The sequence below is a fragment of the Metamycoplasma subdolum genome, from assembly GCF_033546815.1.
In the GTDB taxonomy this organism is placed as follows: Bacteria; Bacillota_I; Bacilli_A; order Mycoplasmatales; family Metamycoplasmataceae; genus Metamycoplasma; species Metamycoplasma subdolum.
This window is the reverse complement of the sequence record NZ_CP137846.1, coordinates 523,298-548,732: the sequence shown is the minus strand read 5'-3', so window position 1 is coordinate 548,732 and position 25,435 is coordinate 523,298. Positions and strand designations below refer to the sequence as shown.

Annotated in this window: 24 protein-coding genes and 1 riboswitch; of the genes, 11 read left to right on the top strand and 13 right to left on the bottom strand. The window is 28.3% G+C overall.

Annotation, left to right across the window (positions count from 1 at the left end; all coding sequences use genetic code 4):
- Nucleotides 1-4: 4 nt before the first annotated feature.
- Nucleotides 5-1,726 (bottom strand): PhnE/PtxC family ABC transporter permease, encoded by a 1,722-nt coding sequence (locus R9C05_RS02475; RefSeq protein ID WP_121940820.1) that lies wholly within the window; start codon nucleotides 1,724-1,726, stop codon nucleotides 5-7.
- A complete protein-coding gene (gene cypl / locus R9C05_RS02470) occupies nucleotides 1,726-2,856 on the bottom strand; it encodes an ABC transporter thiamine pyrophosphate-binding lipoprotein p37/Cypl (protein WP_318613911.1) in 1,131 nt (376 codons plus the stop codon). Before cypl ends, R9C05_RS02475 begins: the two co-directional genes overlap by 1 nt.
- Nucleotides 2,857-2,893: 37 nt before the next feature.
- Nucleotides 2,894-2,983: riboswitch (TPP riboswitch) on the bottom strand.
- A gap of 85 nt (nucleotides 2,984-3,068) precedes the next feature.
- On the opposite strand from cypl, the gene R9C05_RS02465 reads away from it, so the two are divergent.
- The 7 genes from R9C05_RS02465 (at nucleotide 3,069) to R9C05_RS02435 (ending at nucleotide 9,826) form a co-directional block, all read left to right on the top strand.
- Nucleotides 3,069-5,021: a hypothetical protein gene (locus R9C05_RS02465; protein ID WP_121940818.1), complete on the top strand. Its 1,953-nt coding sequence runs from the start codon at nucleotides 3,069-3,071 to the stop codon at nucleotides 5,019-5,021.
- A complete protein-coding gene (locus R9C05_RS02460) occupies nucleotides 5,021-5,356 on the top strand; it encodes a hypothetical protein (RefSeq protein WP_121940817.1) in 336 nt (111 codons plus the stop codon). The genes R9C05_RS02465 and R9C05_RS02460 overlap by 1 nt, the downstream gene beginning before the upstream one ends.
- The gene (locus tag R9C05_RS02455; RefSeq protein ID WP_121940816.1) at nucleotides 5,346-6,644 is read left to right on the top strand and encodes a glucose-6-phosphate isomerase; all 1,299 of its coding nucleotides are present in this window, start codon (nucleotides 5,346-5,348) and stop codon (nucleotides 6,642-6,644) included. The genes R9C05_RS02460 and R9C05_RS02455 overlap by 11 nt, the downstream gene beginning before the upstream one ends.
- Nucleotides 6,645-6,767: 123 nt before the next feature.
- Entirely contained in the window at nucleotides 6,768-7,739 is a 972-nt protein-coding gene (locus tag R9C05_RS02450; RefSeq protein WP_121940815.1) for a lactate/malate family dehydrogenase, read from the top strand.
- A 72-nt stretch (nucleotides 7,740-7,811) separates the two neighbouring features.
- The gene (gene trmB / locus R9C05_RS02445) at nucleotides 7,812-8,426 is read left to right on the top strand and encodes a tRNA (guanosine(46)-N7)-methyltransferase TrmB (protein WP_121940814.1); all 615 of its coding nucleotides are present in this window, start codon (nucleotides 7,812-7,814) and stop codon (nucleotides 8,424-8,426) included.
- 130 nt (nucleotides 8,427-8,556) lie between these two features.
- Entirely contained in the window at nucleotides 8,557-9,534 is a 978-nt protein-coding gene (locus tag R9C05_RS02440) for a DNA cytosine methyltransferase (RefSeq protein ID WP_121940813.1), read from the top strand.
- Nucleotides 9,527-9,826 (top strand): hypothetical protein, encoded by a 300-nt coding sequence (locus tag R9C05_RS02435; protein ID WP_211320125.1) that lies wholly within the window; start codon nucleotides 9,527-9,529, stop codon nucleotides 9,824-9,826. The genes R9C05_RS02440 and R9C05_RS02435 overlap by 8 nt, the downstream gene beginning before the upstream one ends.
- On the opposite strand, the gene R9C05_RS02430 is transcribed toward R9C05_RS02435, so the two are convergent.
- Nucleotides 9,813-10,610, bottom strand: a complete 798-nt coding sequence (locus R9C05_RS02430) for a PDDEXK family nuclease (protein WP_121940812.1) — start codon at nucleotides 10,608-10,610, stop codon at nucleotides 9,813-9,815. The two genes, R9C05_RS02435 and R9C05_RS02430, sit on opposite strands and share 14 nt — an antisense overlap.
- 179 nt (nucleotides 10,611-10,789) lie before the next feature.
- Here R9C05_RS02430 and gyrA point away from each other — a divergent pair, with 179 nt between their 5' ends.
- From gyrA to gpmI, 4 genes are all read left to right on the top strand, one after another.
- Nucleotides 10,790-13,531 carry a DNA gyrase subunit A gene (gene gyrA / locus R9C05_RS02425; RefSeq protein ID WP_121940811.1) on the top strand — a complete coding sequence of 914 codons (2,742 nt, stop codon included), beginning with the start codon at nucleotides 10,790-10,792 and terminating at the stop codon, nucleotides 13,529-13,531.
- 372 nt (nucleotides 13,532-13,903) lie between these two features.
- Complete coding sequence (locus R9C05_RS02420; protein ID WP_121940810.1) at nucleotides 13,904-14,524, top strand: variable surface lipoprotein; 621 nt, start codon at nucleotides 13,904-13,906, stop codon at nucleotides 14,522-14,524.
- 333 nt (nucleotides 14,525-14,857) lie between these two features.
- Nucleotides 14,858-16,393, top strand: coding sequence for a hypothetical protein (locus R9C05_RS02415; RefSeq protein WP_121940809.1), 1,536 nt, complete (start codon nucleotides 14,858-14,860; stop codon nucleotides 16,391-16,393).
- Nucleotides 16,394-16,498: 105 nt separating this feature from the next.
- Entirely contained in the window at nucleotides 16,499-18,007 is a 1,509-nt protein-coding gene (gene gpmI / locus R9C05_RS02410) for a 2,3-bisphosphoglycerate-independent phosphoglycerate mutase (protein ID WP_121940808.1), read from the top strand.
- An 82-nt stretch (nucleotides 18,008-18,089) separates the two neighbouring features.
- Here gpmI and rplT read toward each other — a convergent pair whose 3' ends face one another.
- From rplT to R9C05_RS02360, 10 genes are all read right to left on the bottom strand, one after another.
- Complete coding sequence (gene rplT, locus R9C05_RS02405) at nucleotides 18,090-18,452, bottom strand: 50S ribosomal protein L20 (protein ID WP_121940807.1); 363 nt, start codon at nucleotides 18,450-18,452, stop codon at nucleotides 18,090-18,092.
- 17 nt (nucleotides 18,453-18,469) lie between these two features.
- Entirely contained in the window at nucleotides 18,470-18,658 is a 189-nt protein-coding gene (gene rpmI, locus R9C05_RS02400; RefSeq protein WP_121940806.1) for a 50S ribosomal protein L35, read from the bottom strand.
- A gap of 1 nt (nucleotide 18,659) precedes the next feature.
- Complete coding sequence (gene infC, locus R9C05_RS02395) at nucleotides 18,660-19,274, bottom strand: translation initiation factor IF-3 (protein WP_121940858.1); 615 nt, start codon at nucleotides 19,272-19,274, stop codon at nucleotides 18,660-18,662.
- 164 nt (nucleotides 19,275-19,438) lie between these two features.
- Complete coding sequence (locus R9C05_RS02390; protein WP_121940805.1) at nucleotides 19,439-20,521, bottom strand: nicotinate-nucleotide adenylyltransferase; 1,083 nt, start codon at nucleotides 20,519-20,521, stop codon at nucleotides 19,439-19,441.
- A complete protein-coding gene (locus tag R9C05_RS02385) occupies nucleotides 20,512-21,765 on the bottom strand; it encodes a Y-family DNA polymerase (RefSeq protein WP_318613910.1) in 1,254 nt (417 codons plus the stop codon). The genes R9C05_RS02390 and R9C05_RS02385 overlap by 10 nt, the downstream gene beginning before the upstream one ends.
- The gene (locus R9C05_RS02380) at nucleotides 21,765-22,199 is read right to left on the bottom strand and encodes an iron-sulfur cluster assembly scaffold protein (protein ID WP_277870186.1); all 435 of its coding nucleotides are present in this window, start codon (nucleotides 22,197-22,199) and stop codon (nucleotides 21,765-21,767) included. Before R9C05_RS02380 ends, R9C05_RS02385 begins: the two co-directional genes overlap by 1 nt.
- Nucleotides 22,174-23,343 (bottom strand): aminotransferase class V-fold PLP-dependent enzyme, encoded by a 1,170-nt coding sequence (locus R9C05_RS02375; RefSeq protein ID WP_121940802.1) that lies wholly within the window; start codon nucleotides 23,341-23,343, stop codon nucleotides 22,174-22,176. The genes R9C05_RS02380 and R9C05_RS02375 overlap by 26 nt, the downstream gene beginning before the upstream one ends.
- Nucleotides 23,344-23,345: 2 nt before the next feature.
- Nucleotides 23,346-24,083, bottom strand: a complete 738-nt coding sequence (locus tag R9C05_RS02370) for a TlyA family RNA methyltransferase (protein WP_121940801.1) — start codon at nucleotides 24,081-24,083, stop codon at nucleotides 23,346-23,348.
- Nucleotides 24,067-24,561, bottom strand: a complete 495-nt coding sequence (locus tag R9C05_RS02365) for a transcription antitermination factor NusB (RefSeq protein ID WP_121940800.1) — start codon at nucleotides 24,559-24,561, stop codon at nucleotides 24,067-24,069. The genes R9C05_RS02370 and R9C05_RS02365 overlap by 17 nt, the downstream gene beginning before the upstream one ends.
- Nucleotides 24,561-25,370: a TIGR00282 family metallophosphoesterase gene (locus R9C05_RS02360; RefSeq protein ID WP_121940799.1), complete on the bottom strand. Its 810-nt coding sequence runs from the start codon at nucleotides 25,368-25,370 to the stop codon at nucleotides 24,561-24,563. Before R9C05_RS02360 ends, R9C05_RS02365 begins: the two co-directional genes overlap by 1 nt.
- Nucleotides 25,371-25,435 lie beyond the last annotated feature (65 nt).

Genomic DNA, 25,435 nt, shown 5'->3' with positions numbered 1-25,435 from the left:
ATTTCTATACACTTCTTTGTTTGGCTAATTTAGAGAAATTAAATTCATTTTGCTTAAAAACTTTTGCTTTTCTTTTTTCAATTAAGTAAAATCTAGTTAAATATCCTGAAAGAATAATTAATCCAATAAAAATAAATGAAAGCCAAATGTAAGGTGCAATTTCAGCAATATCGTTTACTCTATTAAGTGTTGATTTTTGACCTAAAATTGATGATGCAAAAACTCCGAAAGATAAGAAATTTCTTGTTATTTTTTCAAGTTCGAAACTTAATATAGTAATCATGTCATATTTAATTGAAGGCAAAATATACATATTAAAAATTTTAATTTTACTAAACCCTCTAAGTTTATAAGTTGTTATTATATTTTGATCTAATTTTCTAATTGAATGTTCTAAATTCCTCGTCATTGCGTTAGATGAATGAATTGCAAACGCAATTATGAATGATGCTTCATATCCGTTATAAACAAAACTTATTAGTGAGAAAATAACCGGAATCGGTACACATCTTATAAAAGTATTTAATGATCTAAAAGTCCAACTTACTCCATTTTTTTGAATTTTATTATTTACTAAAAATAGTTTGAAAATTGTTAAGAAATAAGTTAATAAAATAGTGAGTCCCACCAAACTAATAAGTTGTCAAATATCAAAGAAAATATTGCTTCCTTTTTTAATTGCCATAACAGATCAATTTGGATTGAAAAGTTGATGAAGTTCGTTTTTGATTCTTACGAAATATACTTTTTGTCCACTAAGATCTATGATTGCAACAATTGATAACGAAAGAAGAATCAGAACAATTAATGCAATAAATATTTTTTTCCAAAGTAAAGATTTTTTATAACCTTTTATCCCTGTTTTAAATGTTCTTTCTTTCATAATTATTTTTGTATAAAAAATGTGGAACGATTCAATCAAAAGTAAGAAAAATATCAGTACCAACAGCGGAATTAAAAGTTCGTCAAATTTTTGCTGACCTGGTGTAATTACAGCATTAATTACTTGGCCAATTCCGCCAAAGCCTAATTTAGATAGAATTGCACTTCAACGCATGTTTGATTCAAAAGAATAGAAAATATAATTCGTAACTTGTAATCTAATTTGAGGTCAAATTATTTGCCTGAAAGCAGCAAATTTAGACTTAGAAATTTTTAAAAAATGATAGTAAAGATTGTAATCGGCATTTTCAATAATTTGTGAAATATATTCATGCAATCACAATCAAGAAAATCAACCCAAAATTAAGGTTAATGCTAAAACTTTATCAAATGATGATGACATCAAATAAATAAAAATTAATTCAGGGAATAGTCTTAAAAAATTAGTAACTATTTTGAAAGAAATTGCAACCTCTTTTTTGTTCAGTTTTAAGTTACTAAAATAGGAAGTTATTAGAGCTAAAATTACACCAATCATTGAACCAAAAATTGTATATTTAATAGTGTAAAAAAGCTCTTTTAAAGACAACAAAAAAAGACTTTGATTTGGTCATGTTGTTGAAGAATTTAAAGGTGTAAATAATCCTTTAATATTCTTTCAAAGTGGTTTGTATCCAAACCTTGCATACGAGAAGTCAATTGTTATAATAAAACCTGAAATTAAAGCAATAACAAAAATCCAAAAAAGCACTTTAACATAAATGTTTTTCTTTCCACGGATTGTTACTTTTTTATTATTATGATATTGATAAATTATTCCTTTTTTTGTTTCAATATTGTTCACTATTTTCCTTTAAAAATATTTTCAAATGGATCAATAACCTCAGCCTTGTAATCATTGATTATTTTATAACCATTATAGCCCACTCTTGGACCGTAATTATCATCACCATTTTTTCATGCATTTACAAATGCTTGAGCTAGTGCTTTTCTTTCTCTTTCTGACATTTGTTTTGACACTGCAATAATGTTATATTTTATTGGTTCTGTAGCGGTCAAAAATTCAATCTTATCCTCTTTTTTGCAAGTTGAATAATAATCAAGTTTTTGTCCCATTTTAATATTATGTGTATATGCAAATGCACCAAGTTCATCAAACACAATGTGATAATTTTCTAGAGCACCTTTAGATATATTTCTTGCTTTGTTTTGAATATATTTATCTGAATGATTTTGTTTATCTAAAGCAAAGCTTGTAAACTTATTATTTTCTTTATTAAAATGTTTCGCGAACAATGCTTCTTCAAGTAAATATTTTGATGAACTTGTAATCTCGTTTGTTACAATTCCAAAGTTTCTAAATGAATTTCAATCTTTATCATCTCACGCTTTTTTAATAGCATTTCTTGTTGAATCATTTCCTCAAATCATTACAACTCCGCGATAATAATCGGTTAATGGATTCGGACCAGAATCATAAAATTTTTCATAAATTGAACCGTTCCAACCATAACTTTTATCATCCCATTCGGCGAATGGTTTTTCTTCAAAAAGAGTTTGTGCTTCTTTTGCAAGTTTTCTGAGTGGATCATTCAAACTTCCATCTTTATAAGTTGTAAAAGTATTATCAAAATTAAATCTACGAGTTAATGTTTGTAAAATTGGAATAACTTCATTTTTGTTACTTTCGTGATTAAATTGTGATGCAGTTAAAAATGCAACATCACTTGTGCCTTTCAAAATTTTGCTCACAATATCATTTTTTTCACCTTCAAAATAAACTTTTGTTTTGATATTATCTTTCTTTAAAATCAAGTTATATTCTTGAACAACTTTTTCAAAAAAACTTGTATCAAAATTTTGATCTCAAGGGCTAGTTACTGCAAAACTCATTTCATTTTTTTGACATGAAATCGCTGTTAAAGGTAGTGCAAACGTAACTGGCACAAAAAGTAAAAATTTCTTAAATTTCATAAAATAAAAACCTCTCTTAAAACAAGGGAGGAGCATATCAAAAAATACAGAAACTCACTACGCTAGTACTAACTAGATCAGTTAATGAGGGTATTTCTCAGCCTTAAAAGCACCCCTGTTCTATTTGTATTTTATCAAATTTAAAAACATACTATTTTAAATATTAACTTAATATGTAATAAAATTAAGATATAAAAAAAGTAGGAGAATTTATGAAAAAAAGTAAATTTTTATTATTAACTTTATCACCTCTCTTCTCTTTTCCTGCAGTTGTTTTATCTGCATCTTGTGAAAGAGAAGAAGAACCTAAAGTTGAAGAAGAACAAACTAACTTAAATTATGAATTAACTATCGATTTGATGAATGATTTTCAAAAAAGATATATTCAAGAATTTCAACAAAAAGAGAAAAAATTTGGACTAAAAGATGATCAACTTGATGCTCTTTTTCGTGGAAGTTCTTATACTTTTACAACTGTTGAAAATACAAAAATTAATCATAATGAAGAATCGATTTTTGTTAATTTAACGAAAATCAGCAATGGATTATTCATTCGACTTGTAAATCAAAGCAAGTCAATTTTAGACTCAATGTATAAACTAATAAAAGATTTAGAACTAGAAGCTGAAGTAAAAACTAATATTTTTCGTAAATTTTACTTAATTTTAACTGGCACAATTGATTCTTTTGTTAAAAAGATAATTGAACTAGCAGCAAAAAAACATCAAGCTGAAACAACACACAAACCATTTAATTTACAAAAAGAATTTATGGAATCTGTTTCAAAAATGATGTGAGATTTTTCAAATAATTCAACATTAATGCTTGGAACATTTGATGATATGGCTGTTGTAATGAAAAAGTTAACAATGCAACTTAAAAATGATGAAGAATTAAAAAACATTCCAAATATAGAACAAAAACTTGAAGAAATTTCAAAAGTTTTTTCACTTGTAAGTGAAGAGGAACTTTCATCAGCATTAAAAACAAGAGTTACTGAAGAGATTGCTAAAATTAGGAAAAAATTTGGAAGTATTAGCAATACTTCAATTGTCTTTTTAGTTAATAATTTTAATCATTTGTTCCAACAAATGAAAAATGAAGAATTTGAAGTGGTAAGAACACAGTTTTCAGATAAAGCAACACAAGATAAAGTGATTGAAAAGCTTCAAAAAAATAAATTTGATAAACTAGAATCTTTCTTAGCCGATGCTATTAACACAATGAAAATGATTTCTTTTGAATATAAAAATGGATTCAATATTCTTTTTGGAGACGTTCCATATTCTGAACCACAAGCCAAAGCTTCACTTCAAAAAGTAAAAGCAAACCTTTTAGAGAATTTGGAAAAAATATTAGAACATTTGGAAATTAAAGACCCTCTAAAAACTAAAGTAAAAGATGTTATTTTAACAGAAGCGAAAATTGAATCTGCCATCCAAAAAATTTATAAATTTATGGAAGCAACGACCAAAATGCTTGATGATTTAAAAATTTCTAATTTCTTAAAAAATACTATCCAACAATTAAATGCCAAAGTTTTACCATTTGTTTTGGATTATTTACTTTACGGAATTATTGATGCTGCCAAATTTAAAAATGACAATCCAGCGGCTAAAAAAGAAGACTTCTTTAACTTAAAAAAAGCTGAGCTAAAAGGTTTGATGAAGTTTGTAGATTTATTTATAATGCATGTAAATCCAGATATTCAAAAACTACTTAAAGAAATGGTTTTCAAAACTTTATCAGGTTCACTTGAACTTAACAAAGATGAGTATATTGTCAAAATGGATGTTTTATTAAAATCAGAAGCTTATGAAAAAATTCTTCAAACGCTTTTCGGCCTTTTAATTCCCCAACAGCCTAAAATTGAAGCTCTTCCAACCAAAAATAAACTTGAACAATTGAATGATATTTTACAAATATATGATGAGACTAAAATGCTTTGAGGATTAGTAAGAAATGGAACTATTGACAAATTGGAATTACCTGCTTTAGCAAAGGCAAAATTTAAAAGTGAGTATGCTAAAAAAACAACAATTACCGAAAAAGCTTTTGATTTAAAAATTGATATTGTTGGAAAAGAATTTGAAAACAATATTTTAGGATCGCTCTTTAATTTTGTTAATATTTTAAATAGTTTGCAAGAGGAATTATTTTCATAATGAGACAAAACTATAGAATAGGTGACATAATCAAAGTCCAAGTTAAAAAGATCACCAAAAACAATGTTGTTTTACAGTCAAAAGATGGCAAAAAATTTTATTTAACAATCACAGAAGCGAGTGATTATTTTGTTAGTTTATCTAATATGTTTAAAATTGGTGACATCAAAGAAGTAATTGTGACTAAAAAATATAATGATGATGAATTTGAAGTTTCATTTAAATTAATTCACCCCAAAGAACTTCGCAATCCATTTGATTTTAAATTAGAAGATGATGAAGGTTTTGACAAACTTTTAGAATTCACTAAAAAAGGAATAAGTTATGGCAAGTAAAAAAGTAGTTGTTGATACAACTTATGGGGTAAAAGATTCAGCCCTTGATAGATGAAGTCAAACGGTTAGTGAAATTCACAACAAAATGTGAAATGGCAAGACTGTCGGATCTGAATATTTAGGTTTTTTAAATCCTTTAGGTTGTATTAGCCAAGAAGATTATGAAAAGATTTTTAGATGTGTTAAGTGACTAAATGATGAAAGAAACAAAGTTGACTTTTTAGTTGTTTTAGCTACAAAAGCAGTATGTATTCAAATTAAAGCATTGGTTGATTCTTACTTTTTTGATGAAGATGATAAGCGAATTATCTTTCTTGATGAATCAATTAACGGAAGAGATTTAGCAAGTTTTTTTGTTTTTATTAAAAGTAAAAGATTTGCAGTAAATGTAATTAGCAAAAATGGTAGTAATTTAGAAACATTTGTTTTATTTAGAGAACTTAGAAAATTACTTGAAGAAAGAGTCGGAAAAACCAACGCTAAAAAGTATATTTTTATAACAACAAATAATAATGTTGGAAGACTTTATAATATTGTTCAAAACACTGAGTATGAACATTTTATTTTATTTGATAATATGACAGAAAAACATCTTCTTTTTTCAGCCGCAGTTCTATTTCCCTTAGCATTTTTAGGATATAAAATTGATAAATATTTAAGCGGTGCTAAAATTGCGAAAAAGTATTTAACTGAAATGCAAATTCAAGAAAATGATGCCTATAAATTAGCAGTAGCAAGAAAGATTTTAGAAAATGCAAATAGAAAGTTAGAACACTTAAATATTTTCAGCAACACTCATGAATCTTTAGGCCAACTTTACAAGATGTATTTTGGTGAATCAAGCAACAAAATGGGGAAAGGAATTTTAACCTTAATTAATGTACAAAATTCTGACATAAAAGCTTTTGGACAATCAATTTGTTCAAACCCCTTTCCAAGCTTTGCTGTTAATTTAAATATAGTTAACTCAGCAACTGATTTTAGACTTTCTTATGATGATTCAAATGATAGTTATTATGCAAAGATTAATTATGAAGATTTAACCTTTGGAAAAATTGCAAATGAAATAAATCAAACAATTTTTGAAAATATGATCACTAATTATAAAATTGCAACTCTTAAACTTCAAGTTGAAAACCTAAATGAAGAAACCTTTGGATATTTAATGTTTTTCTTAATGTTATCTTCAACAATGTTTGCCTATCTTTCTGAAGTTAATCCGTTTTCTTATGATGTTGAAAAAGAACATATGATCAGCTTGCTTAAAAAGATTGAAATACTTGAATAATAGACTTTCTTTAACCTTGAAGGTCTATTTTTTATTTATATGATAAAATAAGAATACAAAAATACTTTTGTAAAAAAATAAATATTATTTATTGGAATTTTTATTAAAAACCCTCGGAGGAAAATGAAAAAAATCGGACTTATTGGTGTCGGGGCAGTAGGTAGTTCTTTTCTATTTGCTTTATTAAATAGAAATGTTGAAGCTAACTACGTCATTATTGATACTTTTAAAGATTTTGCAATTGCTCAAGCAAAAGATTTAAATGATGCTGCTTGTGCTATGCAAAACAATGATTCAACTTTTATAGTTGGAACTTATGAAGATCTTAAGGATGCAGAAATTGTTGTTATCACAGCTTCTGTTAAGCCTAAAGAAGGAAAACTTCAAGATAGAATGGAACTTTTGCAAGATAATGCAAAACTTCTAAACGAAATCGGACTTAGTCTTAAAAAAGTAGGATTTAAAGGAATAACCATTATTGCTTCAAATCCAGTTGATATTATGGCCTGTGTTTATCAACAAACAACTGGCTTTGATGCTAAAAAAGTAATTTCATCAGGTACAATTCTTGAAACCGCTAGACTTAAAAAGTTTGTTTCTCAAGAATTGGATGTAAAGCCTTCTTCAATTGAAGGATTTGTAATTGGGGAACACGGAAGGTGTTGTGTTGTGCCTTTTTCAACAATAAAAATTGGTAAAAATACAATTGAAGAATTAAGAAAAACTAAAAAACTTTCAGAAAAATTCCTAAGTGAACTTGGAGAAAAAATTAGAAATGAAGCTTTTGAAATTATCAAAGGCAAAGGAATTACTAACTTTGGAATAGGCTCATCTTTAACTGAAATTGCTGAAGCCATTCTAAATAACAAAAAAGTTATTTGTTCACTTGGTGTGCAACTTTCAAAAGAATTCAAAGCAAATGGAATTTATTTTGGACTTCCAGTTGCGGTTTGCAAAGATGGATATGAATATCTTAAAGATTTAAATTTCACCAGCCAAGAAAGAAAAGAATTTGATGAATATTCAATGGATATTAAGAAAATAGTTATTGAAATTCTTGACAAAATTGGCCAAAAACACAATCTTAAAATTTAATGGATTAAAGAACTGGCTTAGCCAGTTTTTTAATTTAAATCTAAAGAAAAACTTTACTATACAATTGATATTATGAGACTTAGATTTAATAAAAATGCAGAAGAGATAATAAAAAATTCACCATTTTCAATAAAAGACCTCCCTTTTAGGCTCGATGAAAATTGTGTTCTTGAAATTGGAATGGGCAAAGGTAAGATGATTTGTGAACTTGCGAAAAATCATCCTGAGCAAATATTCATTGGGCTTGAAAAGTATTCAACTCCTGCCCTATCTGCAATTAAAAAAATCAATGAAAATAACTTAGAAAATCTTTTTATTTTAATAGGTGATGCTAATAAAATTAATGAATATTTTTCAGGAAAATGTTCAACAATTTGGTTAACATTTTCTGATCCTTGGCCAAAGAAAAGGCACTTTAAAAGAAGACTTGTTTATCGTGAATTTTTAAAACTTTATGAGTTAATTTTAGATAATAAAAACGGAATTATTTATTTTAAAAGTGACAATGATGGATTGTATGAATTTGCTCTTGAAGAAATTAAAGAATATGGAGCAAATTTAATTTATCATACTAGTGATTTGCATAATTCAAAATTTGAAATAGAAAATCATTTTACTGATTATGAAAAGAAATTTTTTGAACAAAAAAAGAACATTAATTTTATTGCTTTCAATTTTAAAAAATAACTTTATTTATGAAGAAATTTAAAAAATAGAATTGCAATAGTTCAATATATTTTAGAAACAAGATTCATATATTGAAAAAATAGTGCGCTTTGCGCTATAATTTAATAATAAATAAGGTGGCTTCAGACAAATGATTGATATAAAAAATAAACCTTTGATCAATATGACTTGTATTGATTTATTTGCTGGCTTAGGGGGATTTAGGCTTGCGCTTGAATCTTTAGGTGCTAAATGCATTTATTCAAATGAATGAGATAAATTTGCACAAAAAGTTTATGAAGAAAATTTTGGTGAAACACCAACTGGTGACATAACAAAAATTGATGAAAACTCTATACCGGATCATGATATTTTATGTGCTGGGTTTCCCTGCCAAGCATTTTCAATAAGCGGTAAAAAAGAGGGATTTAAAGACACAAGAGGAACATTGTTTTTTGATGTTGCTAGAATAGTAAAAGCTAAAAAGCCAAAAATTATCTTTATGGAAAATGTTAAAAATTTTGCTACGCATGATAGCGGAAAGACTTTAAAGTTAGTTAAAAAAACTATTGAAGATTTAGGATATACATTTCATCAAAAAGTTTTGAATTCAGTAGATTATGGTGTTCCTCAAAAAAGAGAAAGAATATACATGGTATGTTTTAGAAACGATTTAAATGTTAGAAATTTTAAATTTCCAAAACCAATTAAACTAGAAAAGTATGTTGAAGATCTTTTGATAACGGATGAAAATGAAGTTAAAGATTTATATATTTTTAGAAATGATACCGTTCTGAATAAAATTGAACAAGAATCTTATTTTAAAAAACCTCTAAGAATTGGAATTGTTAATAAAGGCGGACAAGGCGAAAGAATTTATAGCACCAAAGGAATTGCTATTACATTGTCAGCAAATGGTGGGGGCGTTTTCGCAAAAACAGGCGGATATTTAATTAATGGAAAAACTAGAAGGTTGCACCCTAGAGAATGTGCTAGAATAATGGGATTTCCTGATTCTTACAAATTAGCTAAAAATAGAAATCAGGCATATAAACAGTTTGGAAATTCAGTTGTTGTCGATGTTCTTCAATATATTGGCTTAGAAGTTGGAAGTGCTTTAAATGATTAATGAAGTTGAATTTAAGATTTATAGTGAAAAACATAAAGTCAATAAAAAAGTTATTAGCGACATAATTTCAAGATTGAAAAAGATAGAAAAAAGCCTTGAAAACTGTGATTTGAATGATGAATTTCAAAAAAATTGTTGTAAATCATTATTAAATCTTTTTGCAAAAAATGGCAACAATAATGAAATTAAAAAAGTATTAATTGGTTCACTGCCAATTGGAAAATATTCCATGAGCACTTATAGACATGCTATAAAAAAATATGTTAGTTTTATGAAAATTAATAAGAGTTAATTTGTGCTAAAAATTCTTCCTTTGTTATGCCTTTATAAGATGGCTTTTTAACAATAGAAAATATAACATTGGCATTACAAGTTTTTGCCAATTTTCTTATTTCATAGTTCTCTTCTCGTTTTGCGACTATATAATTATTATCTTGGAAAACAAAACGTTTCTTATCTATATTTTTGTCCGTTGTAACAAAAAGCTTATTTTTTGAAATTTTAAATGATTGTAGCTCCTTAAAATTGGTAGTTAAAAAATCTATTAAATTTTTCATATTTTTTAAGCTTACATTTGAAGAACCGCTTCTTTTAACTCTATATTTAGCAGTAATAAAAAAAGCTTTTTCAAACTCTTGAATTGGCACAATAATGAAATCATTGATTATAAAATATTTAACATTCTTTACTGAATATGCTTGTTTGATTCAATTAGCAAAAATGGATTCATGGCCATCAAATAATATAAGTTTTCCTCGTGTAGATGCTGAATAAAATTCGCTAAAAAAACAATTCATATATTCAATAATCATTTTTGAAAAAACATTTATATGATGTATGTTTTTTGAACTATACTCAAATTTTTTTGTTTTCAAATTTGGGTATAAAACAAATTGACCACATTGTGCTGGAGACATCTTAATTTCAATAAAAAATTTTGTTCCTTTTGTGGTTGTAATTTGTATGTCGGATTCTTTAGAATTAGATCCTCCGATTAATTCGATTTTGATATTGCTTGTGATTATTTTACTTAAATAAGATTCACATTCTTTTTCGAATATTTGTCATTTTTTCATTGAATTTCCTTTAGAGAAGTTAAGTTACTAAAATTATAATTCAAACGATTTTTACCGCTAATTTTTATTTATTTTCCCATCATAATTTTCCTCTCAAACCTTGACAAAAAAATAAGCAATTTTGATATAATATTTTATTAATAATGGATTACTCATATTGTTAGATTAAAGGGGAAGAAATGGCTAGTCTAGATGATGAAAAAGACAAGAAAGATTTAGATCTTGATGATGACGATTTTAAGTACTATAATGAAGATGACGATAAGATAAAAATAGTATTTGAAGAGCCAAAAAAACTTGTAGAAGAAGAGGAAGAATTTGATGATGAAAGCCCTCAAGAAAAAGAAGGCTATACAGTAGAAAGTCAAATTCTTGAAACAGAAAAAGATGGTTTAAAACCTGCCAACCTTGCTGTTGTTATGAAAGATTCATTCATTGAATATGCAATGAGTGTTATTGTTTCTCGTGCTTTGCCTGATGCAAGAGATGGGTTAAAACCAGTTCATCGTAGAATTCTTTATGGAATGAGTGAACTTGGAATGTTTCACAATGCACCACATAAAAAATCAGCCAGAATTGTTGGGGATGTATTAGGTAAATATCACCCACATGGTGATTCATCAGTTTATGAAGCAATGGTTCGTATGGCTCAAGACTTCTCACTACGTTACCCTTTAATTGATGGACATGGTAACTTTGGTTCAATTGATGGCGATGAAGCCGCTGCTATGCGTTATACAGAAGCTAGAATGTCAAAAATTGCTCAAGCAATGGTTGACGGACTTAAAAAAAACACCGTTGATTTTATTGATAACTATGATGGAACTGAAAAAGAACCGGTTGTTTTACCAGCTAAGTTTCCAAACTTATTAGTTTCAGGAACAAGTGGTATTGCTGTTGGCATGGCAACAAATATTCCACCACATAATTTAGGTGAAGTTATTGATGCAGTTTGTGCACTTGCAAAAAATCCAGAAATTACTATTGAAGAATTAATGGAACATATCAAAGGTCCTGACTTTCCAACCGGTGCAACAATATTTAATAAAGCTGGACTAATTGAAGCTTATACAACTGGTAGAGGTTCAATTACCATGCGTTCAAAAGCTGATATTGTTGAAATGGCGAACGGAAAATCAAGAATAATTGTGCGTGAAATTCCTTACGAAGTAAGAAAACCAGATGTGCTTTCCAAAATTCATGAACTTATTAAAACTAAAAGAATTGATGGAATTCATGACGCTCGTGATGAATCAAACCGTGACGGAATTAGAATTGTAATTGATGTTAAGAAAAACTTTGTACCCGAAGTTATCCTAAATCAATTATTTAAACAAACTCACTTACAAACTAATTTCTCATTCAATATTATTGCTTTAGTTAATAATGAGCCAAAACTTTTAAACCTTAAACAATGTTTAGAAGTTTACTTAGAACACCAAATTCAAGTTACAACTAGAAGATTAAAATTTGATCTTGAAAAAGATATGGCAAGAGCTCATATCTTAGAAGGACTTAAAATCTGTGTTGATAACATTGACAGAGTTGTTGAAATAATCAAAACTTCAAAGACTGATATTGAGGCACAAGAAAGATTAAAATCTGAATTCAAATTAAGTGACTTGCAAGTTAAAGCTATTGTTGAAATGAGACTTGGAAGATTGACAGGACTTGCAGTTGAAAAAATGAACGAAGAACTTGCTCAAGTTAATGCAAGAATTGAAGAATATAAAGCAATCCTTGCAAGTTATGACAAACTAATTGATTTAATTATTTCAGAACTTCAAGATATCAAAAACACTTATGGCGATGCAAGAAGAAGTGAAGTTAACTGAAATGAACTTGCAAACATTGATGGAGAAGATTTAATTCCTCAAAAAGATGTTGTTATAACAATATCTTCAAATTCTTATGTAAAAAGAATTGACTTAGATGAGTATAGAAGTCAAAAACGTGGTGGCGTTGGATCAAACGTTGCCAAAACTTATCAAGATGATGAAATTAAAGACGTATTAATTGCCAATACTCATACAGACTTATTAATTTTCACAGATCTTGCCAAGGTTTATCGTGTTAGAGGACATGAGATTCCTATTGGAACCAAGCAAGGAAAAGGAATTCCTATTATTAATATAGTTCCTGCAATAGAAAAAACTGAAAAGATTGTTAAAATCATATCAGCCAATGAATATCCTGAAGATAAATATTTAATCACTGTAACTAAAAAAGGTTTAATTAAGAGAACCAAAATGACCGAATTCGAAAGAATTAATAGAAACGGAAAATATGCTCTTAAATTAAATGAAGGCGATGAACTAATCGCCGCATTACAAGCTGACAGAGATGATGAAATATTTATTGCTGCTTCAAATAACAAAGTAAATCGTTTCAATATTTCTGAAGTAAGAGCGATGTCAAGGGTTGCTCGTGGTGTTGGAGGAATGAAGCTTGATAAAGATGATTATGTAGTTTCAGTTTCAACTTCAAATGATGGTGCTTATATTTTCAGTTTAGGTGAAAAAGGATTTGGCAAAATGACCCTTGCTGAAACATTTAGAAAAACTAAACGTAATTCAAAAGGTGTTATTGCTTTAAATGGAAATAAAGCTGGCAAACTTGCTTATGCTGCTACTGTCCACGGAACTGAAGATTTAATAATTATCACCAACGGTGGAGTTGCAATCAGATTTTCATTAAAAGATGTTACTGTTTCAGGCAGAAATGCTCGTGGTGTTAAATTAATTAATTTAAAATCACGCCAAACAAAAATTGTTGGTGTTGCTAAGATTTATGATGAAAGTGAAGAAGCAGTTGATCGTGAGCTAACAGCCGAGGAAATAATTGCAACTAGAGAATTTGATATGCCAGAACCTCTTCCTGAAGAAATAGAAGAGATTGAAGAAGATGAAAACGACATTTAATTAATGTAAATTAAATACATTAAAATGCGTTATTATAATACTTTTGAAAGCACAGAATTTGTGCTTTTTATTATATTTAATTTACATCAATAAATTGACTTTAAATAGTAAAAATATAGGTAAAAATACGAGTGATTTTTTATAACATAGTATCAAGGTTTAATATGACAAAATAATTTTAAGTAAAAGTTAATTGAATAGTATTTTTAATGAAAAAATTACTTTTTTTACTCTATTTTTATTTCATGTTATTAAACTTGTATAAGTTAAAACCAGATAAAAGGCAAAATCCAATTAAATATCGCATAAATTTGAATTTTGTTACTTGATTTTAACATTTAAAACAATAAAAAAATAGAAGGAAAACTGAAAATGAAAGCAAAGAAATTTTTCTTAGCATTAGGTGTAATTGCACCTCTTGCATCTTTACCTGTTATTGCGGCTTCTTGCGGTGATAACAAACCTAACACACCTGCTGATAAACCAGGAGGAAAAACAGGCGGAGAAACCGGCGGAGAAACAGGCGGAAGTAAACCTGGAGGTTCATTTACTGACCCAGATGAATTTAACCAATATGATTTAGAAGGATTTGGAAAATATGTACAAACTCACTTGAAGATTGTGGATGAATTTAAAGAAGACCTTAAAAATCTAGCAAACCCTGGTTGATCAATTTGATATGACTATGCAAGTGACTGAATTGTTTTACTTGATGAAAAAGGAACAGGACGTACCTCACCGGATTGATTAAGCAGACCTCCAGCAGCAATTGAAATAGTTGGATATATGTCAGACTTACAAATGACATCAGCTACTCAAAAAATTTATGGAACTAAACATAGACCAAATGGTAAATTAACCCACAAAGTTAAAGATGGAAAATTACTAATTAGCTTCTACACATGCCGTTACAACGGTGACGGTGGAGATGGTTCACAACACGACTTTAGTAAAGAACCATTTGTTGCAGAAATTGATTTAGGAATTATATAATCTAATACCTTTAAATCTTGTTTTATTTTATATAAAGTAACAAAATTTAAATTATACAATTTAAAATTCTGGCCCTAAAAAGCTAGAATTTTTATTTTGTTTTCTTGATTTTTAAGCAAGAAAAAATACAAAATGAATATCAAAAAAACAATTTTTTTGCTTTATTAAGTAGCAAAAAACTGCTTAGAAATCTACATAGCTTAGTTTTCACTATGTGCTAGACTAGTGTCGCAAATGGTTTAGACTTATAATTTATATGATTGTTAAATTTAAAATTTAGCAATTAGTTTACTTCAATTTAATTTATAAAAACCGAAAGGATAAAAATAAATAATGAAACTAAGGAAATTATTAATTGCTAGTCTTGCAATAATTCCAGCAACTACTCTAATTTCAGTAAGCTGTGTTAAACCAAAACCTGAACCAGGAGAAACTCCTAAACTAGATGCTCTTAAAAAATTAATCCAAGATAACCCATTATCAAAAATCTTGGAAGGAGTTGATCAAGTTGAAACACCTGCTAAACCAGAAGAACTTTCAAAAGGTAAAAAGCAAGTTTCAAACAAAGCAGTTGCTGACTTTAATGCGGTATTAGATGCTGCACAAAAAGTTGAAAAAGAATCAGAAGCACAAGCTCAATATGATGCTTTATCTAAAGCAATCGCTGATCTTAAAGCGGCAATTGTTGAAGGTACAAAAGAAAAAACAAAATTAGAATTGCTAGCAGATTTAATTGCTGAAAATTCTGCAGAAAAAGTTTTAGAAGGCGTTGAAGTTTTAGATGCTTCTATTACAATTAAACCTGCACCATCAGAAGTTGAAAAAGGCAAAAAAGTGATTTTACTAACTGATAAAACCACTTATGAAACAGCACTATCAGAAGCTAAAGCAGTAAAAGATGAAGACAAAGCAGAAGCAGCAAAAACTACTTTAGAAGCAGCAATCGTAGCTGTTAAAAATGCAATTGTTGAAGGAACAAAAGAAGCTACACCTAAACTAGATGAACTTAAGAAATTAATTTCAGACAATGCAGTAGATGTAATTTTAAAAGATGTAGAAGAATTGCCAGTAACTATTACTGTTAAACCAGATCCAAGTACAATTGAACTAGGCAAGAAGAAAATTTTACACAAGGATAAAGAAGCTTACATAAATGCTCTTGCTGATGCAGCCAAAGTAACAGAAGAAAGTAAAGCAGATGCTGCTATTACAAACTTAAACGCTGCTATTGTTGCCGTTAAAGAAGCAATTATTGTTGGAACAAAAGTTCCTACACCAAACGTTGACGCTTTAGACATTTATGTTAAATCAGTTTCAAAATTGAAATTAGAAGAAATTGGTGGTATTCTAGATGCACTAACTGTTAAAGTTCAACCAACGGCACTAGACCCTGCAAACACTTACAAAAAAGGCACATGACAAGTTCTTCAAAAAGACGTTGATGCTTACTATGTTGAATGAAATAAAGCCAAAAAAATTGTTGATGATAAGGATGAAGCAAAAGCTGCACAAGCCAAGATTGATCTAGAAGTAGCATACAACAAACTAAAAAATGCAAGACAAGAAGGAACAGACAAAACTGATCTAGAAAAATTAACAGAATACATTGCAACAGTTACTTTAGATGAACTTAAGAAACCAGGACAAATCTTAGATTCAACAAAAGTTACAATTAAAGACACATTAGATGATCCTTCTACCTACAACAAAGGTACATGACAAGTAAAACAATCAGATGTTGACACTTATTTAGCAGCATTAGCAAAAGCACAAGCTGTTAACAATGAATACCTAGCTGTACAAGCTAAAGCAGACCTTGAAAAAGCATTAAATGCTTTAAAAGATGCAAGAGTTGAAGGAACAAAATAATTAATTAAAAAAACTAAAATTAGTTTTAAGTACAACAATTAAACTTGTTGTGCTTTTTTTATATAAAATTAGATAATATACAATTTGAAATTGTGGAGAACTTTTATGAAAAATAAAAAAATTATATTAACTATTATTGATGGCCTTGGACTTCGCGAGGAAAAACAAGGAAATGCTTACAAGCAAGCAAACCATCCAACTTTTGATAAATTATTCAACTCTTTTCCTAATTCTGTTTTACAAGCTTCAGGAAAATTTGTTGGCTTACCTGAAGGGCAAATTGGAAATTCAGAAGTAGGACATTTAAATATTGGGGCAGGAAGAATTGTTTACACTGGACTTTCATTAATAAACAAAGCAATTGAAGATAAAACTTTTCAACAAAATAAAGTTTTAAACAAAGTTATAGATGAAGTATTAAATTCAAATACAACATTACATTTAATGGGACTTTTAAGCCCAGGCGGTGTTCATTCTTATGATAAACATTTATTTGAAATTTTAGATATGGCATATAAAAAAGGACTTAAAAAAGTGAGTGTTCATATTTTTGGTGATGGAAGAGATGTAAAACCTCAATCAATCTATGATTCTTTAAATACATTGAAAGAAAAAACTAAAAATTACAATTATAAAATTTCATCAATTGCTGGTCGTTTTTATGCAATGGATAGGGATAAAATTTTTTCACGCAATAAACTAGCTTATGATGTGATTATTGGAAAAAGCAAAAATGAAATAACTAATTTAGATTCATATATTGAAAAACAATACAAAGAAGGAATATTTGATGAATTTTTTGTTCCTGCTAAATTAAAAGACGGGCTTTTTGTTAATAATAATGATTCAATTATTTTCTTTAACTTTAGGCCTGACAGAGCAAGACAACTAACCCATATGTTTTTAAATTCTTCATTATATGATTATGAGGAAAAAGATAAAGTCAAAGTAAAAAACTTTGTTTCATTAATGAAATATGAAGGACTTGAAACTCATGTTGCTTTTGAAGAAATGAAAATTGAAAATCCATTAGGGTTAGTTGTTGCTAACCAAAACCTTAAACAACTTAGAATTGCTGAAACTCAAAAGTATGCTCATGTAACCTTTTTTATGGATGGCGGAAAAGATATTGAATATAAAAATGAAAAAAGAATTTTAGTTCCTTCAATTAAGGCAGATTCATTTGCTGATTTTCCTCAAATGTCTGCAAAAGAAATTACCGATGAACTTTTAAAAGAAATTGAACATACTGATTTTGTGATAATGAATTATGCAAATCCTGATATGGTTGGTCATACTGGAAATTTAAAAGCAACAATTAAAGCAATCGAATTTTTAGATAGTCAATTTGCAAGAATTTATGATTATGTTATTGAAAATAAAGAAAAGGTAACTTGATTTATAACAGCAGATCATGGGAATGCTGAAATTTGTGAAGATGAAAACGGAAAACCTGCAACAAAACATACAACAAGTCCTGTAATGTTAATTACAACAGATAAAAATATTCAATTAAGTAACGGTTCTTTATGCGATGTTGCCCCAACTATTTTAAATTACTTAGAAATTGCAAAACCAAAACAAATGACTGGTAAAAGTTTAATTAAAAGATAAGTAAAAAATAGGTGTGCTGAAGAAGTTTAAAGCTTAAAGCATAAAAAATCCATACCCTAGGTATGGAATTTTAATTATATAGTTAGTTTTTCTTTGTAAGTGCTTTCTTAGCTTGTTCAACAATTTTTTCAAATGATGTAACATGATCGATTGCTAATTCTGAAAGCATTTTTCTGTTAATTTGAATATTTGCTGCTTTAAGACCTTCAATTAGTCTTGAGTAAGTAAGACCTAAAGGTCTAACTGCAGCGTTAATACGTGCGATTCATAATTTTCTAAAGTCACGTTTAACTTGTTTTCTGTCACGGAATGCATATGTTCATGATTTTACAACGGCTTGTTTAGCAACTTTATATCCTACTGATTTGTGTCCTCAGTAACCTTTTGCTAATTTTAGTCATTTATTACGTCTTCTTCTTGTAACAATTCCACCTCTTGTGCGCATAGTGTTTCCTTTCTAGATTAAATTAATTCTTTGTATCTTTTGAAATCTGAATGTGATAAAGCTGTTGATTTACGAGATTGACGTTTTTGTTTAGTTGTTTTGTTTTGTGCTAAGTGTGAACGGTATGCATTTCCACGTTTTACTTTGCCTGTAGCGGTAACTTTAATACGTTTTTTAAGACCGCTTTTAGTTTTCATTTTTGGCATTTTATTCTCCTTTTGATTCTGATTCAGAAGGTTCGTTATTTTTTATACTTTCAACTTTACGTTTATCTTTTTCAACGTACATATCTAAAAATCTGTCGTTTTGTAAAGTTGCTTCTTTTGAAATTTTGGCAACGTCGCTTATAAGTTCAAAAAACTTGTTAAGAATTTCTTGTCCAAGTTCTTGACGTGAACGTTCTCTACCTCTAAATTTAACTGAAACTTTAACTCTACTACCATCTAAAATAAATTCACGAGCTTTTCTTGCTTTAGTTGCAAGGTCATGATCACCAATTAGTGGTGTAAGTCTAATTTCTCTATTAATAGTAACGGCTTGTTTTTCCTTTTGAGCTTTTTGTTTTTTCTTTTTGTCATATTTGAACTTACCATAATCTAAAATTCTGGCAATAGGTTTATTGTTTTCAATTGAAATTAAAACTAAATCCATTTTAAGTTCACTTGCCTTATCAAGTGCTTCTTCTTTAGTTAAAACTCCGATTTTTTCTCCTTCGGGTCCAATAACAAAAATCTTTTTGTAAGGAATAGCCTTATTTACGACATGTTCTGCCTTAGGACGACGTGAATTTTGTCCTTCTTGATTTCTTGGTTGGTTTTGAATAACTGTCTCCTTAATAAAATAAAAAAGTGGGTATAATCCACTTCTCAACTACAAAAAATAAAAAATAAATATTTCTTATGTAGCGAAACCCAGCGATATTTTCGACTTAGGTGAGAAATGAATCTTCTTTGTGCTATATAAAGCATATTTATTTTAACATAGTTTTAATAACTTAATCATTTATCATAAATTTTTTGTTGTTCTTCAGAAATTTTTGCACCTTTTTCATTATTAAATTTAATGCAACATTCTAAAATTACATGTTTTAATCCTTCATCTAGATTTTCTAAAGCAATTTCTCTTATTTTTTGAATGCCATTTCACTTTCTTCCTTGACAAAGTTTGTCTGCGACAAAAACAATTTTATCAAGTTCAGAAAGTTCAAAAGCTAATGTGGTGTGAATTTTGATTGCATTCAACACATCTTCTTCGGGATACATGTACTCATTTTTTAAATAATAATAAGCACAAAGTTGATGAAGTTTATAACTCTCAAGATTTTCTTTATCAAATCCATATTTTTCTAAGTAAGAATATTGTTTCTTTTGACTTCATTCTTTTGCAACATCATGCATAAATCCAGCTTGATAAGCTTTTCTAACACTTTGCTTGTTAACTTCAGCAAGTTTAGCAGCTAATTCTGCAGTAAAAACTAAATGTTTGAAACGTTCGGTTGACAGTTGAGATTTAGCAATTTGAGGAAAATAAAGTCAGTTAGCCCCGATATATCTTTGAACTTCTTTTTCAACTTGAGAAAAATCTCCATTTCTATAAGTGGTTGAAGAAAAGTTAAAAATTTTATTTTTAAGTTTGATACAACCGTATTTTTTAAGGTTCACTTTTGAATATTCATTTCCTCTTTCTAAAATAACAAGTTGGACTTTTTCACTTATTGACTGAATATCTTTTCATTTATTAAGTTTATTAACATTATCTGAACCAACTAAGAAAAATAATTCATCATGAGGATATTTGGTTTTGAAATGATTAACAGTATCAATTGTATAAGAAACGTGTTTTCTTTTTACTTCAAAATCACTAACTTCCATTTTGTCTTCAAGCACAATTTTAATCATTTCAAGTTTGTGTTTGCCATCAATATAGTTTTCATCTTTTTTAAATGGATTTTGGTTAGCAGGAATAAAAATCAACTTATCTAAATTAAGTTTTTCAATCGCTTCTTTTGCCAAAAGTATATGACCTTTGTGAATTGGATTAAAACTTCCACCAAACAAACCTATTTTCATTTTTCCTCCATGATTGCGACTTTGTCTTCAACAAAGTCTTCTCTTACAAATCTTATATTATCTTGTTTCTTTTGATTTTCTTTTACAAAATCTTTACCAGTTTTTACAACCTTTTTTCCAATTGCTTGATTAACTTGACTTATTATTCCCTTTACGCTGTTTGTATCAATATCGCTTAAAAGGTCAAATCCTTCACTTCTTTCAAATATTGAACTAACTGATGAAACTCTAATTCCAATACCGCGAATTGGTCTTTCGTCTCAAAGTTCATTAAACAATTTTTTGCAAATTTCAAAAATCATTTCAGCATCATTAATGGGTTCAACTATCTTTTTTTGTTTAGAATTTCAATCTCCAAATTGATTTCTAATTTGAAGGCCTATCACTTTGCCTTCTAAATTTTGGTTTTGCAATCTCAAAGCAACGTTCTGAGCTACTCTAAACATTTCGTTTAAAAGTTGCCTTGCATCCGTTAGATCATCTTCCATAAAAGTGATTGAGTTTCCAATTCCTTTTGCTTGTGAATAAGGTTCAATTTTATCAATTACATTTTTGCCAGTAAGTTGATTAACAAATAACTGATAGTTTTTTGTCAATATTTTTCTTAATACCAAAGTGTTTTTACTTTCAACTAAATCTTTATATGTGATGATCCCAGACTGATTAAGTTTATTGCTTGATTTTTTACCTATTCCTCAAATTTTTCCAATAGGAAGATTGAAAAAATGTTTTTCAATATCCTTTTCTTGTGTCATTAAAATTCCATGAGGTTTGATTAAATTTGTTGACATTTTGGCTAAAAATTTTGTAAATGAAATTCCAATGGAACAAGGAATTTTTGCTTCTTCTCAAATTAAGGTTTGCAATTTTTTTGCAACCGCAACTGGATCTTCATTATTTTTTAAAATATTAGTTACATCTAAAAAGCATTCGTCAATTGAATAAATTTCTAAATTTTGACAAAACTTTTCTTGAATTAGATTAAAAATAAATTTTGAAGTTGAGTTGTAAAGATCATAGTGTGGTTTTACAAAAATTGTGGATGGACAGAGTTCTTTAATTTTAAAGACTGGGTCGCCTGATTTTAGTCCAATTCTTTTAAGTTCATATGAAATAGAGGAGGCAATACTTCTTTTAAAATTATTTGCAATTGCCACTGGTTTATCAATTAAGTCTGGATTCATTTTTCGTTCACAACTTACAAAAAATGTATCCATGTCTAAGTGAAAAAATACTTTTTTCATTAAAGCCCTTTACGTATTGCTCTTATTATTATTGAGGCACATTCCAAACGATTCAAATGTGTCTTAACTTTTTCAAAAACTATTAATTTTTCAAGTCTTTCTCTAGATTTATTATTAATTTCTTTGCCATTTATCATCTCTTCATATATATCAATAATTTCATTAATTTCTTGTTTGTTTTTGCCAACAATTAATTCAATTACAAGTTCAACTGAGGCTGAAAATACTGCACATCCTTCAAGCGAGTATTCTGCATTTTTTAATACTTCTTTTTCTCAAATTAAATTAAGTTTTAAATTATCAACACAAATGTTTGATTTTTCAAAAATAAAGTTTTTAGTGTTCAAAGTTTGGAGCTTATGTTTAGGATTTGCATAAGCTTCAAAAATAATTTTTTGTTTTTCTTGATTAGAGTAAGAAGTCAAGAAAATCACCACCTTTTTTTATAGCATCAACAAGTTTGTCAATATCACTTTTACTATTATAAAAACTTACGGTAGCACGTATATAGCTTGGCTTTCTACCCTTAACTTTTGTAAACATATGAGCACAAAAAACACCTGAACGAACATAAATATTTTTATGCCCTAAATAACTTACAACATCTTGAGAAAAAACATTGTTAACATTAAATAAAACTATTGTGTCGCCTCTCTTTGAATCGATAGTAATATTTTTTAATTTTGAAAGTTCATCATGTAAATAAATTGAAAGTTCTTTTTCTTTTTTTTGAATGTAATCTAAACCAACATTTTGTCAAAATTCTATTGCTGCTTTCAGTTGAAAAATTCCTGCAAAATTTAATGTTCCAGGTTCAAATCTCGCTATTGAATCTTTGCTTAGTCATTCACAACCATTTATTTCATTAACTTGACCTCCACCAAATTTAGCTGGTGATAGTTTTTGCATAAGTTCTTTTTTTATTGCTAAAACACCAACTCCAGTAGGACCATAAATTTTATTTGCAGAGAAAGCGATTGCATCTCAGTATTTTAAATTAACTTCTTCATGAGCAATGGCTTGTGCAGCATCATTTATTAAAATTGCACCAACTTCTTTTGCTTTTTTATACAAACTTTTAAGATCATGATGAAGAATAAAATTATTGTTAAGTTGTGAGATTGAAATGATTCTTGTTTTTTCATTTATCTTCGAAATCAGATCCTCTTCATCGTCTGAATAAACGATTTTAAATTCTTTATCTTTGAATGCTTCAATAAAAGGTATTATATTTGAATTATGGTTATAGTATGAAATTAGAATTTCGCCTTTATTTAAGGGTAATTTTGAAATCATATTGATTATTAAATTAAGGCTTTCTGTTGTTCCGCTTGTGAATAAAATCTCATCTTTGCTTGCATGTAAAAGCTCTCCGCAAACTTCCCTAACTTTTTCAATTTCCTGTATGTTTCTAATTCCTAAAATTGTGTCGCTTGTTCTAGTTGAAACTGAGTATTTTGAATAAAAATCATTCCCCGCTTTTATCACTTCATAAGGTTTAAAAGTAAGTGCGGAGTTGTCTAAATAAACCATATCTGGATTATTTTTAAACATAGGAAATTTTGTTTTTCAATTCATTGTTACTCCTTTTCAAAAAGAGATATGTATTCTTTGTTTTTACTTGTTAATCCTAAAATGGGACTTGGCTCTAAACTAATTAATTTGAATCCATTCTCTTTTGCGTAGTTTATTACTTTATTAATTATATATTCATGGTGCTCTTCTTTAACAAATCCGCCTTCTTCAACATATTTAGAAATAGCTTCAAATTGTGGTTTAATAAGTGCCATTATTTGTTTACCACTTTTTAATAATTCTTTTGCTACTTTGAAAACATGTTTCAACGAAATAAAACTAACATCACATGTTATAAAATCTAGCTCTTCTTTAAAGTGTGAAAGATCTAAATTTTTAAGATTAGTTTTTTCATAAACTATTACATTTTCATTTGTTCTTAATTTAAAGTCTAGTTGATTTGTTCCAACATCATTTGCATAAACTTTTTTTGCCTTATGTTCAAGTAAAACTTGTACAAAACCTCCAGTGGAACTTCCAATATCAAGGCAAATTTTATTTTCAACGTTTATATTAAATTTTTTAATTGCTTCAAGTAATTTGTAGGCACCACGAGATACATATTTTTCTTTTTGTAATAATTCAATTTTTGAATCAAGTCTTACTTGTAAACTTGGTAAAATAAGTTTTTCAGAATTGACAATAACCTTCCCTTCACGAATGAAAGAAGTTGCTGTTTTTTCATCAATCTCAAACCTAGAAACTACTAAATTTAAAAGAGTATCTTTAGTTTTTATTTTCATAAGTTTTTGATTCTAAGATTCTACTAATTAAGTCTAGAATTTTATTTAAAAATTTATAGTAAATTCCGGGTACAAAAATTTTAGTAATATTTATCATTTCATTAATAACTACATTTTTTTTGTTGAATGAGAATTCAAAAATTCCATAAATCATAATTGCTCTTAAAAGCGGTTGGACTCTCTCATAAGTTCAACCTGGGTTTAAAACACTACTAATAAGTTTTTTATAAATTGGATAGTTTTTTTCTATTTTTTTAACAGCAAAATATTCTCTTTGATCTAAGAAGACTTCATCAAATAATTTACTCGCATTCAAGCTTTCTTCTAAAAGTTCACTTTGATAAATTCAAAAGATAAATTTTGTTCTTTTTTCGTATCTTCTAATAATAAAAGCAAGTTTGTTTTCTTCTTCTTCGGTAAGTTTGAAATCTTCATTATCTTCATTAAAAAAATCGTCTTTAATTTGCTTTTTTTCCATTACTCTTCCTCAATAAAATTAATCGGGGTTATTCTTTTTTCATTAAAATCTTTCGTTAACGTAAATACAACACCATTCACTTGACATTTATTAGTTGATACTTTAAAACGTGAATTCAAATGATATCTCATTTGCTGATAAACAGAATTGTAATCTGCACCAATTGCACAATTAGTTGGACCACACATGCCAGCATCTGTTATGAAGTAAGTGCCGTTTGGCAAGACTCTTGCATCGTTAGTCTGAACGTGAGTATGTGTTCCAAAAAGTGCATCCACTTTTCCATCAATATAAAGTCCAAAAACTGCCTTTTCACTTGTTGTTTCACCATGAAAGTCAATAATTCAATAATCAGCATAATTTGAACCATAAAGCTTATCAAATTCATCAAAAAAGTTATTTGCTGAACTTTCATGTCATGGTGCTAGCAAAGGATTGAAATTAATCCCAAGCATAGAAACGATTGCAATTTTTTTGTTTTTAATCTTAAAAAAGCGAATACCACTCCCTGGATAGTTTTCGTTAATATTAGCAGGTCTTATTAAATCTTCATTAGCAATAATTGAACTAATTTCACCCTTAGCTCAAACATGGTTTCCTAAAGTAAAAGCATCGATGCCAATTTCTTTTAATTTTTTGTAATCACTTGGGACAAAACCCTTTCTCCCTGAAACATTTTCAGCTTGAGCAATTACAAAATCAATTTTGTGGTCTTTTTTTAGTTTAGGTAAGTATTTTTTAACCACTTGAATTCCAGGGTCACCAAAAATATCACCTAAAAATAGAACGTTAATGTTGTTGCTTTCCATATTTTGCAATTATAACACATTTAATTCTTTAGAAAGAATTAACGCAAAAGCGATTTTGACGATTT